This is a genomic window from Bradyrhizobium retamae (genome assembly GCF_001440415.1).
Classification (GTDB): Bacteria; Pseudomonadota; Alphaproteobacteria; order Rhizobiales; family Xanthobacteraceae; genus Bradyrhizobium; species Bradyrhizobium retamae.
The window spans coordinates 237,456-262,194 of the sequence record NZ_LLYA01000001.1 but is presented as its reverse complement, the minus strand read 5'-3'; the positions used below and the strand labels follow the sequence as shown (position 1 = coordinate 262,194).

Genomic DNA, 24,739 nt, shown 5'->3' with positions numbered 1-24,739 from the left:
TCCTAAGCTAGGTGCGCGCGGCCTGAGCCGCGCTGCCTCCCCGGGACGTCGTGAGCCGGGCATGCGCGAAGCGCGCCCCGGAATGACGGCCGTGTTACGGCGCAATCGTCAGCACCGCCTTCATGTTGGGATGGTAGCGGCAGTAATATTCGACGCTGCCGACCTTCGTCAGCACCGAGGTCACCGTCTGCTTCGGCGGCGTGGCGACATCGAAATCGCCGTTGCGCGCGGTCGCGGTGTGGGCGAACACGTCCTTGTTGGTCCATTCGATCGTGTCGCCGACCTTGGCGGATACCTCGGCCGGCGCGAACACCAGATTGTCGATCGTGATCTGGATCGTCGTTGCATGCGCCGGGACGACTGCCGCGCCAAGCAGCAGGGTGGCGACGAGGGGCAGATATCGTCCCGAACGCATGGCGGCCTCCTACTTCAGCTTGGCGGCGACTTGTTCGGCGTGCTGCTGGTGGCCCTGAAAAATCTTTAGGCCGGTTTGCAGCAGGCTCTTCAGCTCGGCATTGCTGGCTGACGGAATCAACTGCGTCTCCAGCGCGCTGTTGACGGTCTTGTGGTAGGCGACCTCGTTGGCGAGATAGGCCTTGTCGTATTCGGCGCCTTTCAGCTTGTCGAGTTCCGCGAGTTTCTCGGTGGCCTGCTTCGACAGCGTCTTGCTGGTGTCGTTGTCCTCCGGCGTCACCTTCAGCTTCTTGACCAGGTCGAGCGCCTGCTTGTTCACGGCCTCATGGTCGCGCACCATGTCTTGCGCGAATGCCTTGACGTCCTTGCTGCTGGCTTTCGCGATCGCCTGTTTGGCGGCGTTGATGTCGATGACGCCCGCCGTGTAGGCGATATGCGCGATCTGGGGATCGGTGGGTTTTGCGCCTTGCGCCAGCGCGGCGCTTCCAAGAAGGCTCAATGCGGCGATTGCCGCGCTCAATCGTATGAACATGGTTTGATACTCCTGTGGCGCGCGGAACCAATGCCGCGCAATGATGAACAGGAGTTGGATGGGCGTGGAGTGCAGAGGTTCCCGGAAAAGTTAGTCGAAGCCCAGCCGCTTCAGCACAGTGTCCGTCAGGCGCTCGCAGCGCCGGCCGGCAAAGGGGAACGCCTCCATCACCACGGGACCGATCTTGTTCTCGACGATATCGCGCAGCATGGTGCGGGCGCGGTGCAGTCGGGTTTTTACCGTCTCCGGCTTCAGCCCAAGGATCTCGGCGGTCTCTTCCACATTCATCCCCTCGATCACGCGGGTGATGAAGACGAGACGGAACGCTTCCGGCAATTCATCGATGGCGTGTTCGACGACATGCTGAATTTCACGCTGGGCCATGGATTTTTCCGGATCGTCGGCGGCACGAGGAAACTGGATGATCTGGGCCTCGAGCGCGCCCTGCGGCAATGAGTCCAGTTCGACGGCGGGCCGCTGGCGGCGCAGCCGGCCGAGCGCCTCATTCATGGTGATCCGCGACAACCACGTCGACAGGCTGGAATCACCGCGAAAGTTTTCCAGATGGGTGAAGGCACGGACATAGGCCTCCTGCACGACGTCTTCGGCCTCGCCATCGTTGCGCAGAATGCCGCGGGCGAGCCGGTACAGCCTGCGATTATTCGCCTGCATGATCGCGCGCACCGCCGCCTCGTCGCGGGCCAGCGCGCGGCGCACCAACTCGGCGTCGCCGGTATCAAGGCGCGCGATGTCCGGTATGTGGGCCTGGTGCATGATATCCACCAATAACAGGGTATTGGGATTGGATGCTGCAGGAGCCAGCAGGTTCCCGAAATAATTTCGGCTGCATGGACGGGCCAAACGTCAGCCTGCCAGCCATTCGGCATGACGCTTTGGCTCCACCGAGCCTTTCAATTTTGCGATAGAAGCCATGTCCACATTCAAATTCCTCGAACCCTCGCCGCGATCTATTCTGCACGTCAATCAACCCTTGGAATCGCGGAGGAAATTGAGCCCGATGGCGGAAGCAGCAAAATCACGCGCCGAGGCCGCACCGGCGCTGCCGACGTGGCCGGACGAGATCTACCGCGTGCTCAAGGACGCCGGCATCCGCCAGGTCGCGATGGTTCCGGACGCCGGCCACAGCCGCCTGATCCGCTCCTTCGAGGCCGATCCCGAGACTCGCGTCGTGACGCTGACGACGGAGGAAGAGGGCGTAGCGATGCTGGCGGGTGCGTGGCTGGGCGGCGAGCGCGGCGTGCTGCTGTTGCAGTCGAGCGGCGTCGGCAATTGCATCAACATGCTGTCGCTGCCCGTCATCTGTCACATGCCGTTACTGATGATCGTCACCATGCGCGGCGACTGGGGCGAGTTCAATCCGTGGCAGATCCCGATGGGGCAGGGCACGCGTCCCTCGCTGGAGGCCATGGGCGTGATCGTGAACAAGGTGGACGAGCCTGATCTCGTCGCCTCCACCGTGCAGGGCGCGGCCAACCTCGCCTTCAACACCTGGAAGCCGGTGGCGGTCCTGATCGGCCAGCGCGTGCTTGGCGCCAAGAATTTCAAGGAGCTTGCCCGCAAATGAGCAATCCGAACGCGCTTCTGCATCGCCGCGACGTCGTCAACGAATTGTTGCGCGACCGCGCCGATCTCCTCGTCATCGCCGGGCTCGGCGCGCCGAACTGGGACGTCTCCGCCGCCGGCGACCATCGGAACAATTTTCCGCTCTGGGGCGCGATGGGCGCCGCCTCGATGATCGGGCTTGGGCTGGCGCTGGCGCAGCCCAAGCGCAAGGTGCTCGTCGTCACCGGAGACGGCGAGATGCTGATGAATATCGGCTCGCTCGCCACGATCGCGGTGGAGGCGCCGAAGAATCTCACGATCGCCGTTCTCGACAACGAGCGCTTCGGCGAGACCGGCATGCAGAAAACCCCGACCGCGTCGGGAGTCGACCTCGCCGCGATCGCGACCGCCTGCGGCATCCGTACCTCGCGCATTGTTCGCACGATGGCCGAGGTGACCGAACTGCGCGACCTCGCGCATGATGGGCGAGGAACGGTTTTCGCGCAGATCAAGATCAATCCCGAGGCGCTGGTGTTCGTGATGCCGCCTGCCGACGGCGTCATCCTGATGACGCGCTTCCGGCAATCGGTGTTGGGAGACGAGGCGTTGTATAATTGACGCGCAGCTACGCCGTCATGCTGATCTTCCAGCGTCCTTCCCGGGAAAGCTGTTGAATCTCGGATACGATCAGGGTGCCGATCGTCGTCGTTGCGATCGACGGCGGGTGGGCGATCGGCGAGGCGAGAATCAATTCGCGCGACACGGCGGGACTGACGGCGGTCATCTCCAGCCGTTTCGCCGCCACCTCGGTGCGGATGGCGGAAGGCGGCAGCAGCGTGTAGCCGAGCCCTTCCTCCATCAGGCTGATCTGGGCGCGGTAGGAATCGACCTCGATCATGGCCTCTAACTTCAGTTTTTCGCGCGCCAGCGCTTTCTCCAAGAGCGCCCGCAGACCATGTGAGATGCTCGGCAGGATCAGCTTCTGCTTCACCAGCCACTTCAGATCGACCTGCTTGCGCTTGTTCAGCCCCGATCCCGGCGGCCCGACAGCGACGATATCCTCGCGGCCGATCGACTGGACCTGAAGATGGAGATCGACCGCCGGACCATAGATGATCGCGAGATCCATCTCGCCGCGGTGCAGCCATTCGACCAGATGCCCGCCATAGCTCTCTACGATGCGCAGCGAGACGTCGGGAAACTCGTTGAGGACGCGGCGGGCAAACCGTCCGGACAGGACAGCGCTGACCGTGGGCACCAGCCCGAGGATGACCCGGCCCGACGGATTGCCGTTCGCCGATTTGAGATCGTCGCTGACCTGCTCGATCTGGCGGATCAGGCCGGTGGTGCGGTCGAGCAGCATCCGGCCCGCGCTGGTCAAGAGCATGCCGCGCCCGTTGCGGACGAACAGCTCGACGCGAAGCTCGTGCTCGAGCAGCTTGATGTGGCGGCTCAGCGCCGGCTGCGCGGCACGCAGCCGGTCCGCGGCCTTGCTCAGGCTTCCAAGTTCGGCTACGGCCCGGAAAGTCCGCAATTGTTTGAGATCCATCGGGTGCCCAGAGTGTCTATTATGCAAGCGATCATAGGCCGTTTTTGGAATCTCCGTCCATGACCGTACCCTCAGTTACCCCCTCGCAAGTCCGCGCCGCGCTGCTGCTGCGCGAGGAAATTGCGCTGCTCGATGTCAGGCACGAGGCCGTGTTCGCCACCGGCCATCCGCTGTTTGCCGCCAACATGGCGGCCGACCGGATCGCGCTCGAAGCGGAGACGCGGCTGCCGCGCAAGGACGTGTCGATCGTGCTCTATGACACTGGTGAAGGCCTCGTTACCGTAGCGGCGGACCACCTGAAAGCGTTGGGCTATACTAATGTCCGCCAGCTCGACGGCGGACTGCAGGGCTGGAAGTCGGCGGGCTATGAGGTGTTCGAGGACGTCAATTCCTACGCCAAGGCCTTCGGCGAACTGGTCGAGTCGCGCCGGCACACGCCTTCGCTCGCCGCCGAGGAAGTCGGCGCCCTGATTGCGAGCGGCGCCAATATCCAGATCCTCGATGTCCGCCGCTTCGATGAATACGCCACCATGAACATCCCGGGCTCCATCAGCGTGCCCGGTGCGGAACTGGTGCTGCGCGCCGGCCGCGCCGCGCCGGATCCCGAGACCACCATCATCGTCAATTGCGCCGGCCGCACCCGCTCGATCATCGGCACCCAATCGCTGATCAATGCCGGCGTCGCGAACAAGGTGCGGGCGCTGCGCAACGGCACCATCGGCTGGACGCTGGCCAAACAACATCTCGAACACGGCAGTGACAGGCGTGGCGAGGTCGGTGCTATCAAAGGCGGCGAAGCCAATGCCCGCGACGTCGCCTATCGCGCTGGCGTCCGCCATATCGGATCAGAGGAAATGGCAGCGTTGCAGGCGCAGGCCAACCGTACGCTCTACTGCTTCGACGTCCGCTCGGAGGAGGAATACACGGCTGGCCATATCACGGGCTTCCGCCATTACGCCGGCGGGCAATTGGTGCAGGAAATCGATATGGCGGCGCCGGTGCGCGGCGCCCGGATCGTGCTGACGGATAATATGAGCGTGCGCGCCGACATGACGGCGTCCTGGCTGGCGCAAATGGGCTGGGAAACTTACGTGCTTGAAGGGGGCTACGACGCCTCGCTGGAAATCGGGCCACCGCGCGTGATCCCAAAATCCGATCCGTCACATCGCTATCGCCGGCCCTATGAGGGCACCGATGTCAAGGAAAGCGCGATGCAGGCTTATCTCGACTGGGAATACGGCCTCGTCGAGCAGCTCCGCCGCGACGGCACGCACGGATTTTTCGTGATTTGAGATCGCGTAGGTGGAGCGGACTTGTCGCGCCCTGGCTCGAAGAGCGAAGGCGGAAGCGACCCCATCATTCATCCGCGCCGAAACTGGCCAACTTCTCGGCCGAATAATTCTCGCCGATCGACAGCGCACAAATCCGCGAAAGCTGCACATAGGGAAGACCGCTTTCCTCCGCCCATGCATTGAACTGCGCCTGCACCTTCGCGAGATCGCGCTTGGAGGTAACCGTCTCCGCAATGTCGAGACCAGCATCGCGCAGGCACAGGATCACGTCGCTGGAGGTGACGAATCCATCCCAGCCGAGGAAACGCAGCATCATCTGCCCGGTATTGCCGCCGAGCCGGCTGCCGCGCTTGGCCAGCAGTTCCAGCAATCCGGCCTGGTCCGACGACGGCCAATTCGCAAGGAACTTGCCGAAACTGCCGTGCTCCTTCGCAACGTCGCGGACGAAACCGGCATTGGCGCGCACCGACATGATCTTGGCGCCGTTGCGCACGATGCGGGTGTCCTTCATCAGGCCGTCCCAGAAATCATCCGGCTGCAGCGTCAGCGGCCCGGGCTTGAAGCCGAGAAACGCCTTTTCGAATCCCGGCCATTTGCTCTCGATCACGCTCCAGGCAAAGCCCGCGCAGAACACCCGCTTGGTCATTTCGGCGAGAATCCGGTCGTCGCCGAGCTTGGCGAGCGCCTTCGGGTCCGGCTTGGCCGGCAGCAGCTTGGCGAGTGCCCTCGGCCCGCCCTTGCGCTTCTCGGCGCGGGCGCGAATGGTCTTGAACGCGGTCACGGTGCATGGCCCCATATGGCTAAGTTGAAAACCACGGCTGAAATACCCGGAAAACCCTAGTGTAGCGGATCATCCCGGAATTCCCAGCCGGCAGCGTAGAAGGTTAACCGTCGCAGAAGTGATCGGCTGACCTGCAAAGAATGGATGGCGTCCCGGCTGGATTTCGCCTAAAGCATCCCCACCTCATTCAACCGTCAGGCCGTGCGGCTGCGCGTCGTCAATGCGCAGCTTTTTAAGTCATTTCGGTTCGAGGCGCCCTTTTCATATTCCCGGCCGACAACGCCAACCAAGGTCTGACATCTCGTGACATTACTGCCCGCAAATGCGCCGCTCGCCCGAGCTTTGGCGGAACGCAATTATGATCGGCTGACGCCGGTGCAGACGGCGGTGCTGGCCGACGATGCTGATGGCCGTGACCTGCTCGTTTCTGCGCAAACCGGTTCCGGCAAAACGGTCGCCTATGGTCTGGCGATTGGAACGAACCTGCTGGATGACGCCGAACGATTCGAGCGGGCTGCCGCGCCCCTTGCATTGATTGTCGCGCCGACCCGCGAGCTTGCGCTTCAGGTGCACCGCGAACTCGGCTGGCTCTATCAGCATGCGGACGCCCGCGTGGTTTCCTGCGTCGGCGGCATGGATCCGCGCCGCGAGCAGCGCGAGCTGGCCGCGGGCGCCCATATCGTGGTCGGCACGCCGGGGCGACTCTGCGATCATTTGCGGCGCGGCCGACTTGACGTCAGCGAGTTGAAGGCGATCGTGCTCGACGAGGCTGACGAGATGCTCGATCTCGGTTTTCGCGAGGACATGGAATTCATCCTGCAGGCCACGCCGGAGAGCCGCCGCACGCTATTGTTCTCGGCCACCCTTCCTCGCGGCATCATTGCGCTGGCGAAGGAATATCAGCAAGACGCCTTCCGCGTTGAAGTCGCCGGCGACGAGGGCGGTCATGCCGATATCGAGTATCGCGCGATCCGGATCGCCGCCGGCGATGTCGAGCACGCCGTCGTCAATCTCCTCCGCTATTTCGAATCGCCTGGCACCCTGGTGTTTTGCAACACGCGCGAGGCCGTGCGGCATCTGCAGGCAACGCTGCTGGAGCGCGGCTTCTCCGTGGTGGCGCTGTCGGGCGAGTTGACCCAGAACGAGCGAACGCTGGCGCTGCAGGCCTTGCGCGACGGTCGCGCCCGCGTTTGCGTTGCTACCGACGTTGCCGCGCGCGGCATCGATTTGCCGAACCTGGACCTCGTCATCCACGCCGATCTGCCGAACGATCCGGAAGTCATGCAGCATCGCTCGGGGCGCACCGGGCGGGCCGGTCGCAAGGGCGTCAGTATCTTGCTGGTGCCGCCGGCGCGGCGGCGTCGCGCGGATATGTTGCTCAAGCTCGCAGGCATCGACGCGGCCTGGGGCTTGGCGCCGCAGCCGGATGAAATCCGCAAGCTCGATCAGGAGCGGCTGTTGCGCGATGATGTGTTCGCAGGCGAAATAACGGCAGAGGATGAGGCACTCGCGCAAAGCTTGCTTGCGGAACGGTCGTCGCAAGAGATCGCCACCGCGCTGGCGCGGCTCTATCGCGCGCGATTGCCCTCTCCCGAGGACATCGTCGATCCCGGCGAGGAGCGCGTCAAATCTCGTGCCGAGCGCGCCCGCGAGCGGACCGATCGCGAGGCTGGAAAGGGAGTGAAGCCAACGAAATCCTCGACGCGCCACCGCATGGCGGAGGACACCGTGTGGTTCAGCGCCGCGATCGGACGCCGGAAGAACGCGGAAGCGCGTTGGCTGCTGCCGATGTTGTGCCGCCGCGGCAGCATCAAGAAGGAAGATATTGGCGCCATTCGTATTCTCGACAGCGTCACCGAGTTCGAGATTTCCGCGCGCGTCGCCGACCGCTTCGCCGCCAGAGTTCGCCGTCCCGACAAGGAAGACAGCATTCGCATCGAGGCGATGACGAATGCCTCGCCGCGCGAGGAGGCGCGACCCTCGAAGCCGCATGGCAAAGCTCACAGCGGCAAGCCTCATCGCGAAACCAACAATGGATATGACACGCGATCCGACAAACCCGAGGCCGCTGACCGGGCGAATTTCGCCACCAGGGGCCAGCGTCGGGATAAGCCGGCCTACGCCAGAAAGCCGCGGCAGGAAGGGGAAGCGCCCGCCAAGGCCGCCTTCGGGAAGAACAAAAAGAAGAAATTTCGCGGCTAACGGTCGCCATCGAGGGTCCGGAACACGTTTCCGGAGCGCGAATGCCGACTACTTAACAGAGATTTTTGCCGACCTGGGCTAACCTTGCATCCATGTTTTGAAATGGATGCTGGGAGATTGCATGGCCAGGACAGCCCTGATGTTGGGAAAGCATTTTGAAAGCAACGTGCCGTTTTCGCTGGGCGTGATTTCGTCCGGGCGCCTGCTGCACACTGCCGGAATTACCGCGCGCGACGCCGACGGTGGAGTCGTCGGCGAAGGCGACATGCGTGCGCAGGTCGCGCAGTGCTTTGCCAATCTGGCCGATATTCTCGAGCACGCCGCGACCTCGTTCGACAACGTGGTCAAATTCACCATCTTCACGACCGACATCGACCGCTTCAACCACGACACCCGCGATATCCGGTTTCCCCATTTTAGCGGCCGTCCTGCCGCGACGCTGGTCGAGGTGAGCAGGCTCGTCGATCCGCGCATGCTGGTCGAAATCGAAGCCATCGTTTGCCTGGATTGATGCGATGGAACGCTCTGCACCGCAGTCCCTCGCGAATTTCCTCACGGCCGAGGCGCAGGCCATCGCGGACCGCTGCACGAAATGCGGCCAATGCGTCAGCGTATGCCCGGTCATTCCGTATGGCGCCGCGGTGAATACGGTGCCAGGTCAGGTCGTCGGCGGCATCGTGGACTTCCTCAGCGGGCAGGAACAACTCGATCCGGCTTCGGACACGTGGGCGTCGACTTGCAACGGCTGCGGTCTCTGCATCCCCGCTTGTCCCGAGGAGATCAATCCGCGCAAGATGCTCGCGCTTGCCAGCGCGAGATCTGCGTCGCGCGGATCGAAAACCCCCGAGCTTTTTCGTCGCATGTCGCGCGCCATCAAAATCATGGCCGCCATGCAGCTTATCCCTGAGGAATTCCGCCGCGTATTCGTGCCGCCTCGCAGGAGGCGCGCGCCGATCGTATTCTATCTCGGCTGCAACGCGCTGCGAACGCCCCATTTGCTGTTCAACTCGGTGGCCGTGCTCGACGCGCTGGATGCCGACTATGAAGTCGTCGGCGGCCCGTCTTCCTGTTGCGGCGTCATCGCCACCAAATGGGAAGGTGAAATCCGCACCGGCGAACGCGTCACCGCGAACGCGATCGATCGTTTCGAAGGGTTCAGTCCGGAGCGGGTGCTGAACTGGTGCCCGACGTGCCAGTTGCACCTTGGCGAAACCCTCGAAGGCTATCGCAAGAGCAGCTACGACTTCGACCATTTGACCGAATATCTCGTCAGCCGAATTGACGAACTGCGGGAAAAATTTGTGATCCCCATCGCACGCCGCGTCATCGTCCATGCGCATGTCGGCCGCGCCGATATCTGCCGCAATGTCGATTTGTTGTTGCGCGCGATTCCGGGCCTCGAAATCATCGAAACCGTTTTTGAATCGGGCTACACCTGCGGCGGCTCCGGCTGCAGCAAGTCGCCGGAATTGGCCGCACGCGAACACAACGAGCTTCTTGCGCGCGCAGACGCGACGGGCGCCGATATCCTGGTTACGCTCTACCATGGCTGCCACGCCGTTTTCATCGGCGCGGAGGCCGATGGAAAGTTCCGTGTGCTCAATTACACCGATCTGCTGGTCGAAGCGCTTGGCGGCGTGCCTCATGCCGATCGGCTGAAGGAGTTTCGCCTCCTCGATGACTGGCAGATGATCGTCGAAGAAGGCCGCCCCTATTTGCAAGCCAATGGCCTGGACATCGATCCGGAATGGCTCAAGCAGCATGGACCTGCCATCTTCGCGTCGCTGGAATTCAAGGGGCAGCTTGATTGTTTTGAGAAAGGACATGCGCATGCAAACCCTGCCTGATGCGCAGGTTCCCGCCAGAACGCTGTCGCCGAAATGGAATATCGCGACCGAGGGATTGAGCGCGGCACAGCGTCAGACGATCCTCGATCGCATGGAGGTTGTGTCGTTCGAACCGAAGGAAATCCTGTTCGATCAGGACGAGCCGAGCGATACGCTGCTGCTCGTCACCGAGGGCCGTATCAGGCTGTTCCAGACGCTGGAGAACGGCGAACAATTCACCTTCGGCATCTGCCTGCCGGGCACGATCCTCGGGCTGGCGGCAACCGTCACCGGACAGAGCCGCATCCTATCGGCCGAATCGTTGGAATCGGCCACCGCGTCCATCATGACGCGCACCGATTTCCTGCATTGCCTCGTGGAAATTCCGCCGTTCCACTGGAACATCACCCGGCTGCTCGCCATTCTCTCGATTGAGAGCATCGAACGCAGCGGGCCGATGGTGCTGGACCGCGCCTCGGTGCGGCTCGGCACGGTGCTCAAATCGCTGGCGCGGCCGGAGCCGGGTGATACGCCGCAGCAATGCCTCTCCGTGGTCGACCTGACGCAGCAGGAACTCGCCAGGATGATCGGCGTGAGCCGAAGCTGGGTCGCGATCGCGCTGTCCGAATTCGAGCGGCTCGGGCTGATCTCCAAGAGCCGCGGCAAGATCGTGATCCGCAATACTAAGCGCCTCGACGACTTCATCGCCGAGCAACGCAATCACTAGCGCCGATCTCGCGCGGATACCTCAAACGGAAGTCCAACACAGGATAGCCCATGAGCGTCTACATCATCGCCCAGTTGATGTTCACCCGGCGCGAACTCTACGATCGCTATCAGGCGCGCTTTACGGACGTATTCAAGAAATTCCGTGGCAAGCTGCTGGTAGCGGACGCAGATCCGGTCGTGCTGGAAGGCGAATGGCCGCGCGACAAGGTCGTGATCATGGAATTTCCCGATGACGCCGCGGCAAAGGAATTTCAGAGTTCGCCGGAATATCAGGAGATCTCGGTCGATCGCAAAGCGGGCGCCGACGCCATCGTGCTGGTGGTAAGGGGCCTGTGACATCGCGAACCGTTGAGTTGATCGTCCGGTCGTAACAAGCCGCCGCTCGCCATGATTCCATCCTCGTCGTCGTCCTCCATGGACGCCGGCACTGCCATGCTTTGACGGTTCCGTGCTCGCATTATTGCATTCCGGAACATCAACGAGGCCGGCTTTCGCCGGGCCATTCTTGTGCTATTGCTGTCAGGCGCTTCGCTCGCTTTGACATGATTGCTCCATCATGACCGAAGCTTGCGAAGCCTTAATAATCCTTCAGCATTGGCCGAAAGAATCATGACCGCACCTGAGCGAAATGCTTCCGTCTCGATTGATCCCGTAAAGCTCGACCGCCTCGCCGAAGTCGCGGTCAAGGTCGGCTTGCGGCTACAGCCGGGGCAGGACCTGCTGCTGACCGCCCCCTCGGTCGCGCTGCCGCTGGTGCGCCGGATTGCCGTACATGCGTACAAGGCCGGCGCGGGTTTGGTGACCCCGTTACTGTCGGACGAGGCGATCACGCTGGCGCGCTACCGCTACGGCCACGAGGCCGGTTTCGACCGTGCCGCCGACTGGCTCTACGAGGGCATGGCGAAGGCGTTCGGCGCCAACACCGCACGCTTGGCCATCGTCGGCGACAATCCGATGCTGCTGTCGGGCGAGGATCCCGTGAAGGTGGCGCGCGCCAGCAAGGCCAATTCGATCGCCTATCAGCCGGCGCTGGAGAAGATCGTCAATTTCGATACCAACTGGAACATCATCGCCTATCCGAGTCCGTCCTGGGCCAAGCAGGTTTTCCCTGACGTCCCCGAGGACGTCGCGGTGGCAAAACTGGCGGACGCGATCTTTGCGGCGTCCCGCGTCGATCAGGATGGCGCCGTCGCCGCATGGGAAAAACACAACGCCGTGCTGCGCGAGCGCACCGAATGGCTGAACGGCCAGCGCTTCCACGCGCTGAAATATTCCGGCCCGGGCACCGATCTGACGATCGGTCTTGCCGATGGTCACGAATGGGAAGGCGGCGCCTCGACCGCGAAGAACGGCATTACCTGCAACGCCAACATCCCGACTGAGGAAGTCTTCACCACGCCGCATTGCCGGCGCGTCAGCGGCCATGTCGTCTCCTCCAAGCCGCTGTCCTATCAGGGCACGCTGATCGACAACATGGCGGTCAGGTTCGAGGAAGGCCGCATCGTCGAGGCAAAGGCCTCGCGCGGCGAGGAGGTGCTCAGGAAGGTGCTCGACACCGACGAGGGCGCGGCGCGTCTTGGCGAAGTGGCGCTGGTACCGCATTCCTCGCCGATCTCAAAAAGCGGGCTGTTGTTCTTCAACACGCTGTTCGATGAGAACGCCGCCTCCCATATCGCGCTCGGCCAGTGCTACTCGAAATGCTTCGTTGGCGGCGACAAGCTGACGCCGCAGCAGATCGCCCAGCAGGGCGGCAACAAGAGCCTCATTCACATCGACTGGATGATCGGATCGGCCGAAACCGATATCGACGGCATTCACGCCGACGGAAGCCGCGTGCCGGTATTCCGCAAGGGCGAGTGGGCGTAATTAGCCCAGCGTGAGCCTGTAGAAGTCGGTCGCCGTCCTCGAAAACAGCGCCGTCTTCTCGGCTTCGCTATACTGCGCGGCGATACGCTTGAAGGCGTTGAAGATCACCTGATAGCTGCACTGGCCTTTATCAGGCGGAAAATTGCTTTCGAACATGCATCGATCGGGCCCAAAGGCCTCGATGCAGGTTTCGATATAGGGACGCCACGCGGCGGCGGCCTGTTCCGAAGACGGCGGCTTCGGGCGTAGGTGAAAGTCGTAGCCGAGCAGGCACATCGCCAGCCCGCCGAGCTTGACCGCGACGTTCGGGCATCGCGCGATTTCCTGGATCGAGGCCTTCCATTGCGGAAAGACTTCGTCGCGCCGGCCGGCAAAGCGGCCGATGCCGACCGGGCCGCCGCAATGATCGAGCACGATTTTGGTGTCAGGGAAAGCGCGGGCGAGGCTGGTGAGTTCGCCGATCTGCGGATGAAACAGCCAGGCGTCGAAGCTCAGGCCCAATGGCGCGAGGCAGGCAAAGCCCCTGCGAAACGTGCTGTCGAGCAACAGCCCCTGCGGCCGTCTCGCATACATGCCGGCGACGTTGGGGTCGGCATCCCACGCCGAGGAATGCCGTGGCTTTGCCTTCACACCCCTTCCAGAATGATCACCGTTGGCGTGCCCGGCAGCGTGTCGCGCGAAATCTTCAACGTCCGTTCCGTCCGCTGCTCGATCTGGAACTGCTGGCCGATCAGGCGCATGAACTCATCGAGCGGCGTGGCGAAACGGTGCATCGGCAGCACGATCGAGGAGCGCAGCCGCCGGGTGATTTCGGAAACGCCGTCGAGCGACATCGTATAGGTGCCGTCGATCGGCACCATCACGATGTCGAGCCGGCCGATCGCCGCAAAATGCGTCTCGTCGAGTTTGTGATGCAGATGTCCGAGATGGCCGATGCAGAGGCCGGCGACTTCGAAGATGAAGATGGAGTTGCCATCCTTGATCATCCCCCCGCCGAAGCCCTCGCCATAGTAGCGGCGGATGTCGGTCGGCACGTTGCGGATATAGACGTCGCCGACGCGCGTTGAGATATGCGCCGCCTGTCCATTCTCGCCCCAGCCATGCAGGACGTGCGGAATCTTTGGATCAGGAAATAATGTGTAGTGGGTGGAATGCGCGCGATTCATGGTGACGACGTCAGGAAGTCGTCCGGTCCGGTAGGCGCCGTTGAAGTCGGTCGCGATCCGCACGCCGTCGGGCGTATCGATGTAATAGGTGGAATGCCCGACATAGGTAATCGCGACCTCTTCCACCTTGGCGGCGGTACGGCGCAGGCTGACCGGAACGGCGCGTGGCGGCGTGCTCGCCATCGCGAGGCACTCGCTGCGTAAGGGCTGCTGTTGGGCGGCCGCCGGGACGATCAGCGAACCGAGGAGGGCGAGGGCGACAGCAAGGGATCGCAACATGGCATGACCCGTCAGCGGTGAAGGCCGTGGGCGACACTGTATCGCCGAATTCGGGAGACGTCATGGCATTCGCGCACGGCAGCGCCGGATTTGCTTCATTGGGGCCGGACTATGACATATCGTAAAATTCAACCAGGGAGTTCGCCGTGACTGAAGAAACCGCTGCCCCAGCCCCGCGTGCCCAATCATCGAAGCGGCTGGAGCCGCTGCGCCAGGTCGATGCCGGCCCGCTCAGCACCGCCTATTACGAGGCGGGTCCGGCGGATGGCCCCGCCGTGATGCTGATGCACGGCTTTCCCTACGACATTCATTCCTATGTCGACGTCGCACCGCAACTGGCTGCCCAAGGCTGCCGTGTCTTCGTTCCCTATCTGCGCGGCTATGGTCCGACCCGGTTTCGCGATGCCGTGACGCCGCGCTCGGGCGAGCAGGCGGCGGTCGGCGCCGACATGATGGCGCTGATGGATGCGCTTCATATCCGCCGTGCGGTGTTCGCGGGCTATGACTGGGGTGGGCGCGCGGCCTGTGTCGGCGCGGCGCTATGGCCGGAGCGCTGCCTCGGCCTCGTCTGCGTCAATTCCTATCTGATCCAGGATATTGCCAACGCGATGGTGCCGATGCGCCCCGAACGCGAGGTGGCGCTGTGGTACCAGTATTACTTCCAGCTCGAGCGCGGCCGCGCCGGCCTTGCAGCCAACCGGCGCGAGATCGCCCGAATATTGTGGACGCAGTGGTCACCGAACTGGTCGTTCGACGATGCCTGTTTCGAGCGGACTGCGAGCGCCCACGACAATCCCGACTACGTCGACGTGGTGATCCACAGCTATCGCCACCGCTTCGGTCTGGCCGAGGGAGATCCGCAATATGCCGACATCCAGCGCCGGCTGGCGGCACTTCCTCCCATCACCGTGCCGTCAATCACACTGGACGGCGCAGGCGATGGCGTGGCGCCCGCGAGCGATGGCACCGCCAGCGCGCCGAAATTCACCGGCCGCCGCGTCCATCGCGTGGTGCCCCGCGTCGGGCACAATCTGCCGCAGGAAGCGCCGGAGGAGTTTGCGGGGGCTGTGATGGAGCTGGTTCGCGGATAAGTCGACTTTGCCGTATGGCATAAAAAGACCGAACGTTGTCCGCTACCCCCGCCGCGGGCTGATCTTCCACGTCGCAGCCAGGATCGCCGCGGTCAGCGCGCCGCTGATCACGGCCGCAACCGGAATGGTGACCGCGAGGACTGACGTCGCGGCCCAGCCGATTGAGCAGAAGGCTTCCGCGAAGGTCGCCAGTCGCGACGAAGTCTGGCGGCGGCGGAACTGGGTGCGCTTGGCCTGCACGCGGAACCAGAGCTGGATCGCGGCGGCGGAGACGGTCGCGATAATGACGCCGAGCGCGGTGACGATCGCCTGCGTCAAGGAGGCAAATGCAAGGGCTGCGATCAGCGGCGTGAAGATGGCGCCAATTGAGATCAGCACCACTTCAATCTTGGCGCGGATCACGTGCGAGGGCGGCAGCGGTGCGGTTGCGACCAGGTCGGCGGCATCTTCTCCTGAAATCGTCAGCCAGGCGAGGCCGCCGGCAAGCTGGCCCGCCGCCATCACGATTACGGGCGTGATCAGCACGATCGCGTCAGAGCTTTCGGAAAAGCTTCGCCACAGCATCAGGGCCGGCGGCACCAGATACAGCAATTGCATCAGGCTTTGCGACAGCAGCCATGGGTCGCGCCGCAGCAGCACGAACTCCTTGGTGCGAAGCGCCCGTTGCCGCGAGCCGCCGCGAAATGCCGTGGCGCGCGGCCCGCGACAGACAGCGCGCGTGGTGGCGGCGACACGGACGACGGTATCGGCAAATCGCGGCGAAAAGACCGCCATCACCGCGCCGAGCAGCAGGAGCCCGCCGGCCATGAGCCATGACAGCACCATGCCGTCGCCGATCGCCGCGCGCGCCGGCCACCACAGCGGACTGTCGAGATCAGGCGCATAGGCTGAAGCGGCATCGGAGGTCAGCACGGTGAAGCGAGACAACGTGCCATAGGAAAGGATGGCCGCGACCTGGAGCGCGATGACGAAGCCGGCGCCGATGACGGCGGCCACGATCTGTGCGACGAGGCGGGTGCGGCTCGGGCCGATCAGCCTGAACAGCAGCACGGTGATCGCGATCGCTACCGCTGCGGCCGAAAGGCCGATGGCGACGACGACGCCGAACGCCGAGAGCCAGCGCGCGCCGCCGCCGATCACGAGAACGTCGACAAAGGGCGTCGACAGCAGCAGCGCCATTCCGATGACGGATAGCGCGATCGCCGCGATCCGCACCGAGAACACGTTGGCGAGGTTCGCCGGTGACGACATCAGGAGGTCGAGATCGGCGCGGGCGTAAAACACCCGCGTCACGGACTCGATCGCCTGCGACAGCATCAAGGCCCAGGCGAGAAGGATCGTCGCGGTGATGACGATCAGTTCGGGCTTGCCTAACGGCGCCTGCAAATCGGCAAAGCGGCCGATCACCGCATAGGCCGGCAGGTGCATGATGGCAGCGAACACGACCAGGGCAATGATCGCACGCTTTCGTTTTCCCCGGCTGCCGGTCATCATGGCCAGCCATTCGCGCCAGGCCAGCCGGATTTCGTGCCGAGCATACCAGGTGAGCGCCGCGGCCGAACTCATGCGGCTGCCGCCCCGGCGTCGACGAGCGCGATGAACATGTCTTCGAGGCTGGTGTCGCCGCGGCCATTCTGCTGGCGCAGCTCACTGAGCGTCCCCTCGGCCACCAGCCGTCCCGCGGCGATAACGCCGATCCGATCGGCCATCCGCTCGGCTACTTCGAGAATATGCGTCGTCATGATCACGGTGCAGCCGGAGCGGACGCGCTCCTGCAGCAATCCCTTGACGTGCCGCGCCGACAGCGCGTCGAGCCCGGTCAGCGGCTCGTCCAGGATGATCAGCCGGGGATCGTGAACCAGCGCGCCGGCGAGCGCCACCTTCTGCCGCATGCCCTTGGAAAATCCCTCGCAGCGTTCGTGCAGATGCGGCTCCAGTCCGAGCGACGCCAGAAGCTGGTGAGCGGAAGTTTCGGAAGTTGCGGGATCGATGCCCCACAGGCCGGCGACGAATTCGAGATATTCCAGCGGCGTCAGCTTGTCGTAGATCATGGGCTCGTCGGAAACCCAGGCCATGATCTGCTTGGCGGCGACGGGATCGGCAAGCGCATCGATGCCCAATATCGCGACAGAGCCGGCGTCGGGCCTGAGCAGACCGGCGACCATGCGCAGGGTCGTAGTCTTGCCGGCGCCGTTGGGGCCGAGCAGGGCATAGAACTCGCCAGTGCGAACGGTGAGGTCGAGCGCATCGACCGCCGGGCGGTCAAAACGCTTCGTTAACCCTCGCACCTCGAGCGCCGATACATCCGCCTTCATGATTTCGGAGCGATCCAGTTGTTCGCCGCGGACCATGAACCGAAGAACTTTCGGCGCGGTGAATCTGGTGGACCAAATCGCGCTGATCCCCGCAACTTCCCGGGATGCGGCATTTCTCCGCAATTGTTAACGGCGCCGCTCGCACCGCTTTGTTGACAGCGGTCGGCGCTTTGGGCTCAATGCAGCGGGACATATGCGGCTGCAGGCATCGTGGATGCCGGGCAGCGTGTAGACGCAAGATGCGAAAGAGGCGATCGACAGAATCGCCCGGCATCGGGGAGGGAAATGATGCTGGACTTCGTTCAGCAGCTCGTGAGTGGCATCGCGCTCGGCTGCGTCTATGGCCTGATCGCGCTCGGTTTTGTGCTCATTTACAAGGCAACCGAGGTCGTCAATTTCGCCCAGGGCGATTTGATGATGCTGGGCGGATTCTTCGCCTTCACATTCATCGGCATGCTTGGTCTCAATTACTGGCTCGGATTCGCCGGTGCCGTCATTGCCATGGCCCTGTTCGGCATGTTGGCCGAACGCGTGGTCGTGCGCCCGATTCTCGGTTATCCGCAGTTTTCCATCATCATGGCGACGATCGGGCTCGGATATTTCCTGCGCTCCGTGGTCGGCATGATCTGGGGCACCGACGATTTCAAGATCGAGACACCGTTCAGCGACGGTGTGCTGCGGATCGGATCGCTGGTGCTCGCATACGACAAGCTGTCGGTGATCGCCGCCACCATCATCCTCTGCGCGCTGTTGTATCTGTTCTTCAACCGCACCACGCTCGGCACCGCGATGCGCGCCAGTTCGGAGAACATGCTCGCTGCCTACTACATGGGCATTCCGGTCAAGCGCGTGGTCTCGATCGTGTGGGCGATCGCTGCGGCGGTCGCGACAGCAGCCGGCGTGCTGCTAGCGCCGATCACCTTCATTCACTCCAATGTCGGACTGGTGCTTGGTTTGAAAGCATTTCCCGCCGCCGTGCTCGGCGGCTTCGGCTCGATCCCCGGCGCCGTGGTCGGAGGCGTGCTGATCGGCGTGATCGAGAGCATGGCCGGCTTCTACCTGCCGCAGGGCTGGAAAGACGTCGCACCCTACATCGTCCTTCTGGTGGTGCTGCTGCTCAAGCCCGAAGGCCTGTTCGGTGTTCACATGCGGAAGAAGGTCTAATGCGTTTTCTCTTCAAGACGGATTACGAAGACGACATCAAACTGTTTCCGCACAGCGGCTACGTCGTCTCCTACGGTACCCTGCTGGCGTTTCTCCTGATCGCGCCGTTCGTGCTTTCCAGCTACCTCGTCAGCCAACTGGTGTTCGTCTGCATCTATGCAACGGTCGGCGTGGGACTGATGATTCTCACCGGCTTCACCGGGCAGGCCTCACTCGGGCACGCCGCATTTCTGGCGATCGGCGCTTACACGGCGGCCTATCTGCAGCAGTTCAACGTGCCGTTTCCGGTCTATTTCCTGGCCGGCGGCCTGTTGACCGGCGTGGTCGGCGCGCTGGTCGGATTCCCGGCGCTGCGGCTGACGGGCATCTATCTCGTCATCGCGACAATTTCCTTCGGCTTCATCGTCGAGGAGGTGCTGGCGCGTTGGGAAAGCGTAACCCACGGCAACGAGGGCATGCGGGTCAAGACGCTGAGCCTGTTCGGGCAGGCGGTGCCGCAAAACGGCCCGGCCTTCTACTATCTCTGTCTTGCCGTACTGATCCTCACCATCGTCGGCGCGCTCAATCTGCTGCGCTCGCCGACAGGACGCGCCTTCGTCGCGATCCGCGACAGCGAAACTGCGGCGCGCAGCATGGGCGTCAATGTGTCGCTTTACAAGGTGAAGTCGTTTGCGATCAGCGCGGCGATCACAGGCCTCGCCGGCGTGCTGTTCGCGCACAAGCTCTCCTTCATCTCGCCAGAAATGTTCACGCTGCAGCTCTCGATCGAGTTCATCATCGTGATCCTGATCGGCGGCGCCTTCAGCCTGCACGGCGCGGTGTTAGGTGCAATCTTTCTGGTCATGATCGATCCGTTCCTGACGTACCTGAAGGACGACCTGCCCGGCATCATCGCCGGCATCGCAGCGACCTTTGGCGCCGACAGCATTGCGGCGGGCAAAATTCACGACAATGTCGCCGCTATTGCGTCCGCCAATGGCTTGAAGGGCGCGATCTACGGGGTGATCATCGTGCTGTTCGTGCTGTTCGAGCCGCTCGGTCTCTACGGCCGCTGGCTGAAGATAAAACTCTTCTTCCAACTCTTCCCGCTCTACAAGCGCGCTACCTTCAAACGCCAGAAGATCTACGTGAAATCGGAGCGGAACCGATGAGCTATTTCCGTGCCGAAAATCTCTCTCTGCACTTCGGCGGCCTCAAGGCTGTCGATTCCGTCAGCTTCGCTGTGGAGAAGGGCGAGATACTCTCGATCATCGGCCCGAACGGCGCAGGCAAGAGTTCAATCTTCAACCTGATCTCGCGGATTTATCCACCGACCTCTGGCAGGATCTTCTTCGAGGACCAGGATATTACCAATCAGCCGGCCTACGATATCGCAGGCCTCGGCATCGCCCGCACCTTCCAGAACATCGAATTGTTCGAGAATGCGACCATGCTGAGCAATCTATTGGTCGGCCGGCACCGCCACTCCACCACGCGGCTCTGGCAGGAATTGTTGTTCCTGCCGAGCGTGCGCGCCGGCGAAAAGATGCATCGCCGCCGCGTCGAGCAGGTGATCGAGTTCCTCGATCTCGAAGCCTATCGCGACAAGCTGATCTCGGGGCTGCCTTACGGCGTCCGCAAGGTGATCGAGCTGGCGCGCGCGCTGTGTTCCGAGCCGAAGCTGATCCTGCTGGACGAGCCGTCCTCCGGGCTCAACGTCGAGGAGACCCAGGACATGTCGTTCTGGATCCGCGACATGAAGACCGAGCTTGGCATCACCGTCTTGATGGTCGAGCACGACATGACGCTGGTCAATCGCGTCTCCGACCGCGTGATTGCGCTCAACTACGGCCGCGTGCTGGCGATGGGCTCGCCGTCCGAGGTGCAGCGCCATCCCGACGTCGTCGCCGCCTATCTCGGCGCATGAGGATGATGCCATGAGCGCTTCCGACATCATCCTCAAGCTCAGCAATATCGAGAGCTATTACGGGCCGATCATGGCCATCCGCGGCATCAGCCTGGAAGTGCCGCGCGGCCGCATCGTTACCTTGCTCGGCGCCAACGGCGCCGGCAAGACCACGGTGCTCAAGACCATCTCCGGCATTCTCGATCCGCAGAAGGGCTCTATCGAGTTTCTGGGCAAGCCGATCCAGCGCATGGAAGCCGACAAGATCGTCCGGCTGGGCTTGAGCCACGTGCCGGAGGGGCGCGAGGTGTTTCCGTTCCTCTCTGTACGCGAAAATCTGATGATGGGCGCCTATCCGCGCAAGGATCGGGCCGGCGTCGCCGACGATCTCGACCGCGTCTACGGCTATTTCCCGCGGCTGAAGGAACGCATCAACCAGCCAGCCGGGCAACTTTCCGGCGGCGAGCAGCAGATGCTGGCGATCGGGCGGGCGCTGGTGAACCGGCCGACCCTGCTACTTTTGGACGAGCCCTCGCTCGGCCTGTCGCCGATCCTGGTGAAAGAGATATTCACCATCATCAAGCGCGTCAACGAGGAGCAGGGCATGTCGATCCTGCTGGTCGAGCAGAATGCCAAGGTGGCGCTGGAGACCGCGCATTACGGCTACGTGCTGGAAATTGGTCGGGTCGTGATGAACGACACCTGCGAGCGGCTGATGAATTCAAAGGATATCCAGGAATTCTATCTCGGCGCCAAGGAAGAGGGCGCCCGCGGCGAACGGCGCTGGAAGAAGAAGAAGACGTGGCGTTAGAAGATCTGGCGTTAACCGTCGCAGTCAAAAGCATGGCGTTAAGAACGAGTTAGAGCTAAATTCGAGCCTGCTTCGAAAACCAAGACCGGTTTGACACCGGCACCGGAGGCAGGCGACAGAGGGAGGAGATGCGCATGGCCAGACCGGCAGTGCTGACGGTCGCCGACACGATCGCGAAGAGCTTCTTGCTGTCCGTGGAAACACGCGGCGACCGGCCGGCGATCCGCGAAAAGAAGTTCGGCATCTGGCAGCCGACCAGTTGGCGCGAATGGCTGCAGATATCCAAGGACGTGGCCTATGGTCTGCATGCCAGCGGGTTCCGGCCCGGGGACGTCGCCTCGATCATCGCCAACGCCGTGCCGGAATGGGTCTATGCCGACCTGGGCATCCTCTGCGCCGGCGGCGTTTCATCCGGCATCTACCCGACCGACTCCTCGTCGCAGGTTGAATATTTGATCAACGATTCTTCGAGCAAGGTGATCTTCGCCGAGGACGAGGAGCAGCTCGACAAGATACTCGCCTGCCGTTCGCGTTGCCCGACGCTGCAGAAGATCGTCGTGTTCGACATGGAAGGCCTGACCGGCTTCAGCGACCCGATGGTGTTGTCGCTGGCCGAATTCATGGCGCTCGGTCGCAACCACGCGCAGGGCAACGAGGGGCTGTGGGACGAGATGATCGAAAGCCGCAGCGCAGGCGATCTCGCCATCCTGGTCTACACCTCGGGCACCACCGGCCCGCCCAAGGGCGCCATGCATTCCAACCGCAGCGTGACGCACCAGATGCGCCACGCCAACGACCTGTTTCCGTCGACCGACAACGAGGAACGGCTGGTGTTTCTGCCGCTCTGCCACGTCGCCGAGCGGATCGGCGGCTATTACGTCTCGCTGGCGCTGGGATCGGTGATGAATTTCGCCGAGAGCCCGGAGACCGTGCCGGATAATCTGCGCGAGGTGCAGCCGACCGCCTTCCTCGCGGTGCCGAGGATCTGGGAAAAGTTCTATTCCGGAATCACGATCGCGCTGAAGGATGCGACCAAGTTCCAGAACTGGATGTACCGCAACGCGCTCGCCATCGGCAATCGGATGACCGAGTACAAGCTGCAGGGCGATACGCCGCCACTGTCCTTGCGGCTGGCCAACCGCGCCGCCTATTGGCTGGTGTTCCGCAACATCCGCCGCATGCTCGGGCTCGATCGGTGCCGGCTGGCCTTTACCGGCGCGGCCCCGATCGCGCCGGACCTGATCCGCTGGTATCTCGCGCTCGGTCTCGACATGCGCGAAGTCTACGGCCAGACCGAGAATTGCGGCGTCGCGACCATCATGCCGCCCGATCGCATCAAGCTCGGCTCGGTCGGCAAGGCCGCGCCGTGGGGCGAGGTTGCGATCTCGCCCCAGGGCGAAATCCTGATCCGCGGCGATTTCCTGTTCATGGGCTATCTGAACCAGCCGGAGAAGACCGCCGAGACCATCGACGCCAAGGGATGGCTGCACACCGGCGATGTCGGCTCGATCGATAATGAAGGCTTCGTCAAGATCACTGACCGGATGAAGGACATCATCATCACCTCGGGCGGCAAGAACATCACGCCGTCGGAGATCGAGAACCAGTTGAAATTCTCGCCTTACGTTTCGGACGCCGTGGTGATCGGCGACAAGCGGCCGTATTTGACCTGCCTCGTGATGATTGACCAGGAGAATGTCGAGAAATACGCGCAGGACCACGATATTCCGTTCACCAATTATGCCAGCCTGTGCCGTGCGCAGGAGATCCAGGACCTGATCCAGCGTGAAATCGAGGCGGTCAATGCCAACTTCGCGCGCGTCGAAACCATCAAGAAGTTCTACCTCATCGAGCGTCAGTTGACCCCCGAGGACGAGGAGCTGACGCCGACCATGAAGCTGAAGCGCAGCTTCGTGAACAAGCGCTACGCCGCCGAGATCGACGCCATGTATCGCGAACGGGCGGTGGCATAGGCGCCCATTTGGAACAAAATATTTGAAAACGGCGAAGGACTGAGAAGGCCCCACCCTTCGCGCAACACGGGCCAAGGAAGAGGAGACTGCAATGTCGAAATCGTTCAAGGTGCTGGGCCTTGCGGTGAGCGCCCTTGCGCTGACCCAATTGCCGGCCGCAGCCCAAACCAAGGTTACCGATCAAGGGATCTCGGCCAATGAGATCGTGATCGGTACCCATCAGGACCTGTCCGGTCCGATCAAGTTCTGGGGCGTGCCGGTATCCAACGGCATGAAGATGGCCGTAGAGGAGATCAACGCCGCAGGCGGCATCCACGGCCGCAAGATCAAGCTGGTCATTGAAGACAGCGGCTACGATCCGAAACGCGCCGTGCTGGCGTCGCAAAAGATGGTCGAGCGCGACAAGGTGTTCGCCATGGTCGGTCCGATGGGCTCCCCCACCGTGCTCGCCGCGCAGGACATCCTGTTCGACGCCGGTGTCATGCAGCTCTTCCCCCTGACGGCGGCCGAATTCACCTTCAAGTTCGATCCGGCGAAGCCGCAGGAAAGGTTGAAGTTCAACAACCTGCTGCCTTACGTCGAGAGCACCCGCGCCGCCGTCAAGTACATGCTGGAGACCAAGGGTTTCAAGAAGCCCTGCATCCTGCATCAGGACGACGAGTACGGGAAGAACGTGCTTGACGGCTTCACGCAGCAGGTCAAGGCGATGAAGCTGGAGCCGGCTACTGTCACGAGCTACAAGCGCGGCGCTTCCGACTTCAGCGCGCAGATCGCCAAGATGAAATCGGACGGCTGCGATATGGTCGTGCTCGGCACCGTCATCCGCGAGACCATCGGCGCGATGGGTGAAGCCAAGAAGCTCGGATGGGACGTGACCTTCCTCGGCGCCACGCCTGTCAACGTGCTTGAAGTGCCGGCCCTCGGCAAGGAAGCGGTCGAAGGTCTCTATGCAGCCTCCGGCTTCGAAATCCCGTACGAGGACACCGCCAAGGGCAAGGTCAAGGAGTGGCTGACCAACTATAAGAAGATGTTTGGCACCGACGCCAACACCCAGGCGATCATCGGCTACAACGCCGTCCAGACCTTTGCCTTCTATGCCAACAAGGCGGGCAAGGATCTGAGCGGGCAGAAGATGCTCGACGCACTGGAGTCAGGCGAGCAGTTCCGTGACATCTTCAATTCGCCGCCGACCAAGTTCTCCAAGACTGATCATCTCGCCACCACGATCACCCAGGTCCAGCAGATCAAGAACGGCCGCTGGGTGCTGATCAAGGAAGGCCTGATGTTCTGAGGGGCGCTTC

The 24,739-nt window shown here is 62.7% G+C and carries 24 protein-coding genes and 1 pseudogene; 16 read left to right on the top strand and 9 right to left on the bottom strand.

Translation table 11 applies throughout. From position 1 onward, the window contains the following. Positions 1–94: 94 nt before the first annotated feature. The 3 genes from CQ13_RS01190 to CQ13_RS01180 all read right to left on the bottom strand — a co-directional run bounded on the left by CQ13_RS01190 (position 95) and on the right by CQ13_RS01180 (position 1,720). Entirely contained in the window at positions 95–415 is a 321-nt protein-coding gene (locus tag CQ13_RS01190; RefSeq protein WP_057841189.1) for a cupredoxin domain-containing protein, read from the bottom strand. Positions 416–424: 9 nt separating this feature from the next. Beyond that, entirely contained in the window at positions 425–946 is a 522-nt protein-coding gene (locus CQ13_RS01185; RefSeq protein WP_057841188.1) for a DUF4142 domain-containing protein, read from the bottom strand. A gap of 90 nt (positions 947–1,036) precedes the next feature. Then, entirely contained in the window at positions 1,037–1,720 is a 684-nt protein-coding gene (locus tag CQ13_RS01180) for an RNA polymerase sigma factor (protein ID WP_057841187.1), read from the bottom strand. A gap of 244 nt (positions 1,721–1,964) precedes the next feature. On the opposite strand from CQ13_RS01180, the gene CQ13_RS01175 reads away from it, so the two are divergent. Both CQ13_RS01175 and CQ13_RS01170 read left to right on the top strand, forming a co-directional pair. After that, positions 1,965–2,531 carry a thiamine pyrophosphate-binding protein gene (locus tag CQ13_RS01175; RefSeq protein WP_057841186.1) on the top strand — a complete coding sequence of 189 codons (567 nt, stop codon included), beginning with the start codon at positions 1,965–1,967 and terminating at the stop codon, positions 2,529–2,531. After that, positions 2,528–3,127, top strand: coding sequence for a thiamine pyrophosphate-dependent enzyme (locus CQ13_RS01170; RefSeq protein ID WP_057841185.1), 600 nt, complete (start codon positions 2,528–2,530; stop codon positions 3,125–3,127). The genes CQ13_RS01175 and CQ13_RS01170 overlap by 4 nt, the downstream gene beginning before the upstream one ends. Positions 3,128–3,134: 7 nt before the next feature. Here CQ13_RS01170 and CQ13_RS01165 read toward each other — a convergent pair whose 3' ends face one another. Beyond that, complete coding sequence (locus CQ13_RS01165; protein ID WP_057841184.1) at positions 3,135–4,058, bottom strand: LysR family transcriptional regulator; 924 nt, start codon at positions 4,056–4,058, stop codon at positions 3,135–3,137. A 59-nt stretch (positions 4,059–4,117) separates the two neighbouring features. Here CQ13_RS01165 and CQ13_RS01160 point away from each other — a divergent pair, with 59 nt between their 5' ends. After that, positions 4,118–5,350 (top strand): rhodanese-like domain-containing protein, encoded by a 1,233-nt coding sequence (locus CQ13_RS01160; RefSeq protein WP_057841183.1) that lies wholly within the window; start codon positions 4,118–4,120, stop codon positions 5,348–5,350. A gap of 64 nt (positions 5,351–5,414) precedes the next feature. Here CQ13_RS01160 and CQ13_RS01155 read toward each other — a convergent pair whose 3' ends face one another. Beyond that, positions 5,415–6,131 (bottom strand): DNA-3-methyladenine glycosylase I, encoded by a 717-nt coding sequence (locus CQ13_RS01155; RefSeq protein WP_057841409.1) that lies wholly within the window; start codon positions 6,129–6,131, stop codon positions 5,415–5,417. A 303-nt stretch (positions 6,132–6,434) separates the two neighbouring features. Between CQ13_RS01155 and CQ13_RS01150 the strand changes: the two genes are divergently transcribed. From CQ13_RS01150 to CQ13_RS01125, 6 genes are all read left to right on the top strand, one after another. Further along, positions 6,435–8,333 carry a DEAD/DEAH box helicase gene (locus CQ13_RS01150; protein WP_057841182.1) on the top strand — a complete coding sequence of 633 codons (1,899 nt, stop codon included), beginning with the start codon at positions 6,435–6,437 and terminating at the stop codon, positions 8,331–8,333. A 121-nt stretch (positions 8,334–8,454) separates the two neighbouring features. Further along, the gene (locus tag CQ13_RS01145; RefSeq protein ID WP_063800015.1) at positions 8,455–8,844 is read left to right on the top strand and encodes a RidA family protein; all 390 of its coding nucleotides are present in this window, start codon (positions 8,455–8,457) and stop codon (positions 8,842–8,844) included. A 4-nt stretch (positions 8,845–8,848) separates the two neighbouring features. Further along, a complete protein-coding gene (locus tag CQ13_RS01140) occupies positions 8,849–10,180 on the top strand; it encodes a (Fe-S)-binding protein (protein ID WP_057841180.1) in 1,332 nt (443 codons plus the stop codon). Further along, the gene (locus tag CQ13_RS01135; RefSeq protein ID WP_057841179.1) at positions 10,158–10,886 is read left to right on the top strand and encodes a Crp/Fnr family transcriptional regulator; all 729 of its coding nucleotides are present in this window, start codon (positions 10,158–10,160) and stop codon (positions 10,884–10,886) included. The genes CQ13_RS01140 and CQ13_RS01135 overlap by 23 nt, the downstream gene beginning before the upstream one ends. A gap of 50 nt (positions 10,887–10,936) precedes the next feature. Next, positions 10,937–11,224, top strand: coding sequence for a DUF1330 domain-containing protein (locus CQ13_RS01130; RefSeq protein WP_057841178.1), 288 nt, complete (start codon positions 10,937–10,939; stop codon positions 11,222–11,224). A 273-nt stretch (positions 11,225–11,497) separates the two neighbouring features. Continuing rightward, the gene (locus CQ13_RS01125) at positions 11,498–12,754 is read left to right on the top strand and encodes an aminopeptidase (protein WP_057841177.1); all 1,257 of its coding nucleotides are present in this window, start codon (positions 11,498–11,500) and stop codon (positions 12,752–12,754) included. Here CQ13_RS01125 and CQ13_RS01120 read toward each other — a convergent pair. Beyond that, a pseudogene (locus CQ13_RS01120) lies at positions 12,755–13,369 on the bottom strand (amidohydrolase family protein); the annotation flags it as partial. An 11-nt stretch (positions 13,370–13,380) separates the two neighbouring features. After that, the gene (locus tag CQ13_RS01115) at positions 13,381–14,199 is read right to left on the bottom strand and encodes an MBL fold metallo-hydrolase (RefSeq protein ID WP_057841176.1); all 819 of its coding nucleotides are present in this window, start codon (positions 14,197–14,199) and stop codon (positions 13,381–13,383) included. A 206-nt stretch (positions 14,200–14,405) separates the two neighbouring features. Here CQ13_RS01115 and CQ13_RS01110 point away from each other — a divergent pair, with 206 nt between their 5' ends. Then, on the top strand, positions 14,406–15,290 hold the full coding sequence (locus tag CQ13_RS01110; RefSeq protein ID WP_197427219.1) for an alpha/beta fold hydrolase: 885 nt from the start codon (positions 14,406–14,408) through the stop codon (positions 15,288–15,290). Between the two features lie 42 nt (positions 15,291–15,332). Here the strand turns inward: CQ13_RS01110 and CQ13_RS01105 are convergent, their stop codons facing one another. Continuing rightward, positions 15,333–16,856, bottom strand: a complete 1,524-nt coding sequence (locus CQ13_RS01105) for a hypothetical protein (RefSeq protein WP_057841174.1) — start codon at positions 16,854–16,856, stop codon at positions 15,333–15,335. Then, the gene (locus CQ13_RS01100) at positions 16,853–17,605 is read right to left on the bottom strand and encodes an ABC transporter ATP-binding protein (protein WP_057841408.1); all 753 of its coding nucleotides are present in this window, start codon (positions 17,603–17,605) and stop codon (positions 16,853–16,855) included. The genes CQ13_RS01105 and CQ13_RS01100 overlap by 4 nt, the downstream gene beginning before the upstream one ends. A 288-nt stretch (positions 17,606–17,893) precedes the next feature. On the opposite strand from CQ13_RS01100, the gene CQ13_RS01095 reads away from it, so the two are divergent. The 6 genes from CQ13_RS01095 to CQ13_RS01070 all read left to right on the top strand — a co-directional run bounded on the left by CQ13_RS01095 (position 17,894) and on the right by CQ13_RS01070 (position 24,729). Next, complete coding sequence (locus CQ13_RS01095) at positions 17,894–18,769, top strand: branched-chain amino acid ABC transporter permease (RefSeq protein ID WP_028351790.1); 876 nt, start codon at positions 17,894–17,896, stop codon at positions 18,767–18,769. Continuing rightward, positions 18,769–19,920, top strand: a complete 1,152-nt coding sequence (locus CQ13_RS01090; RefSeq protein WP_057841173.1) for a branched-chain amino acid ABC transporter permease — start codon at positions 18,769–18,771, stop codon at positions 19,918–19,920. Before CQ13_RS01095 ends, CQ13_RS01090 begins: the two co-directional genes overlap by 1 nt. Continuing rightward, positions 19,917–20,675, top strand: a complete 759-nt coding sequence (locus tag CQ13_RS01085) for an ABC transporter ATP-binding protein (RefSeq protein WP_057841172.1) — start codon at positions 19,917–19,919, stop codon at positions 20,673–20,675. The genes CQ13_RS01090 and CQ13_RS01085 overlap by 4 nt, the downstream gene beginning before the upstream one ends. 10 nt (positions 20,676–20,685) lie before the next feature. Further along, a complete protein-coding gene (locus tag CQ13_RS01080) occupies positions 20,686–21,465 on the top strand; it encodes an ABC transporter ATP-binding protein (RefSeq protein WP_057841171.1) in 780 nt (259 codons plus the stop codon). A 134-nt stretch (positions 21,466–21,599) separates the two neighbouring features. Beyond that, complete coding sequence (locus tag CQ13_RS01075; RefSeq protein WP_057841170.1) at positions 21,600–23,438, top strand: AMP-dependent synthetase/ligase; 1,839 nt, start codon at positions 21,600–21,602, stop codon at positions 23,436–23,438. A 91-nt stretch (positions 23,439–23,529) separates the two neighbouring features. After that, on the top strand, positions 23,530–24,729 hold the full coding sequence (locus CQ13_RS01070; RefSeq protein WP_057841169.1) for an ABC transporter substrate-binding protein: 1,200 nt from the start codon (positions 23,530–23,532) through the stop codon (positions 24,727–24,729). The last annotated feature ends 10 nt before the right edge of the window (positions 24,730–24,739 follow it).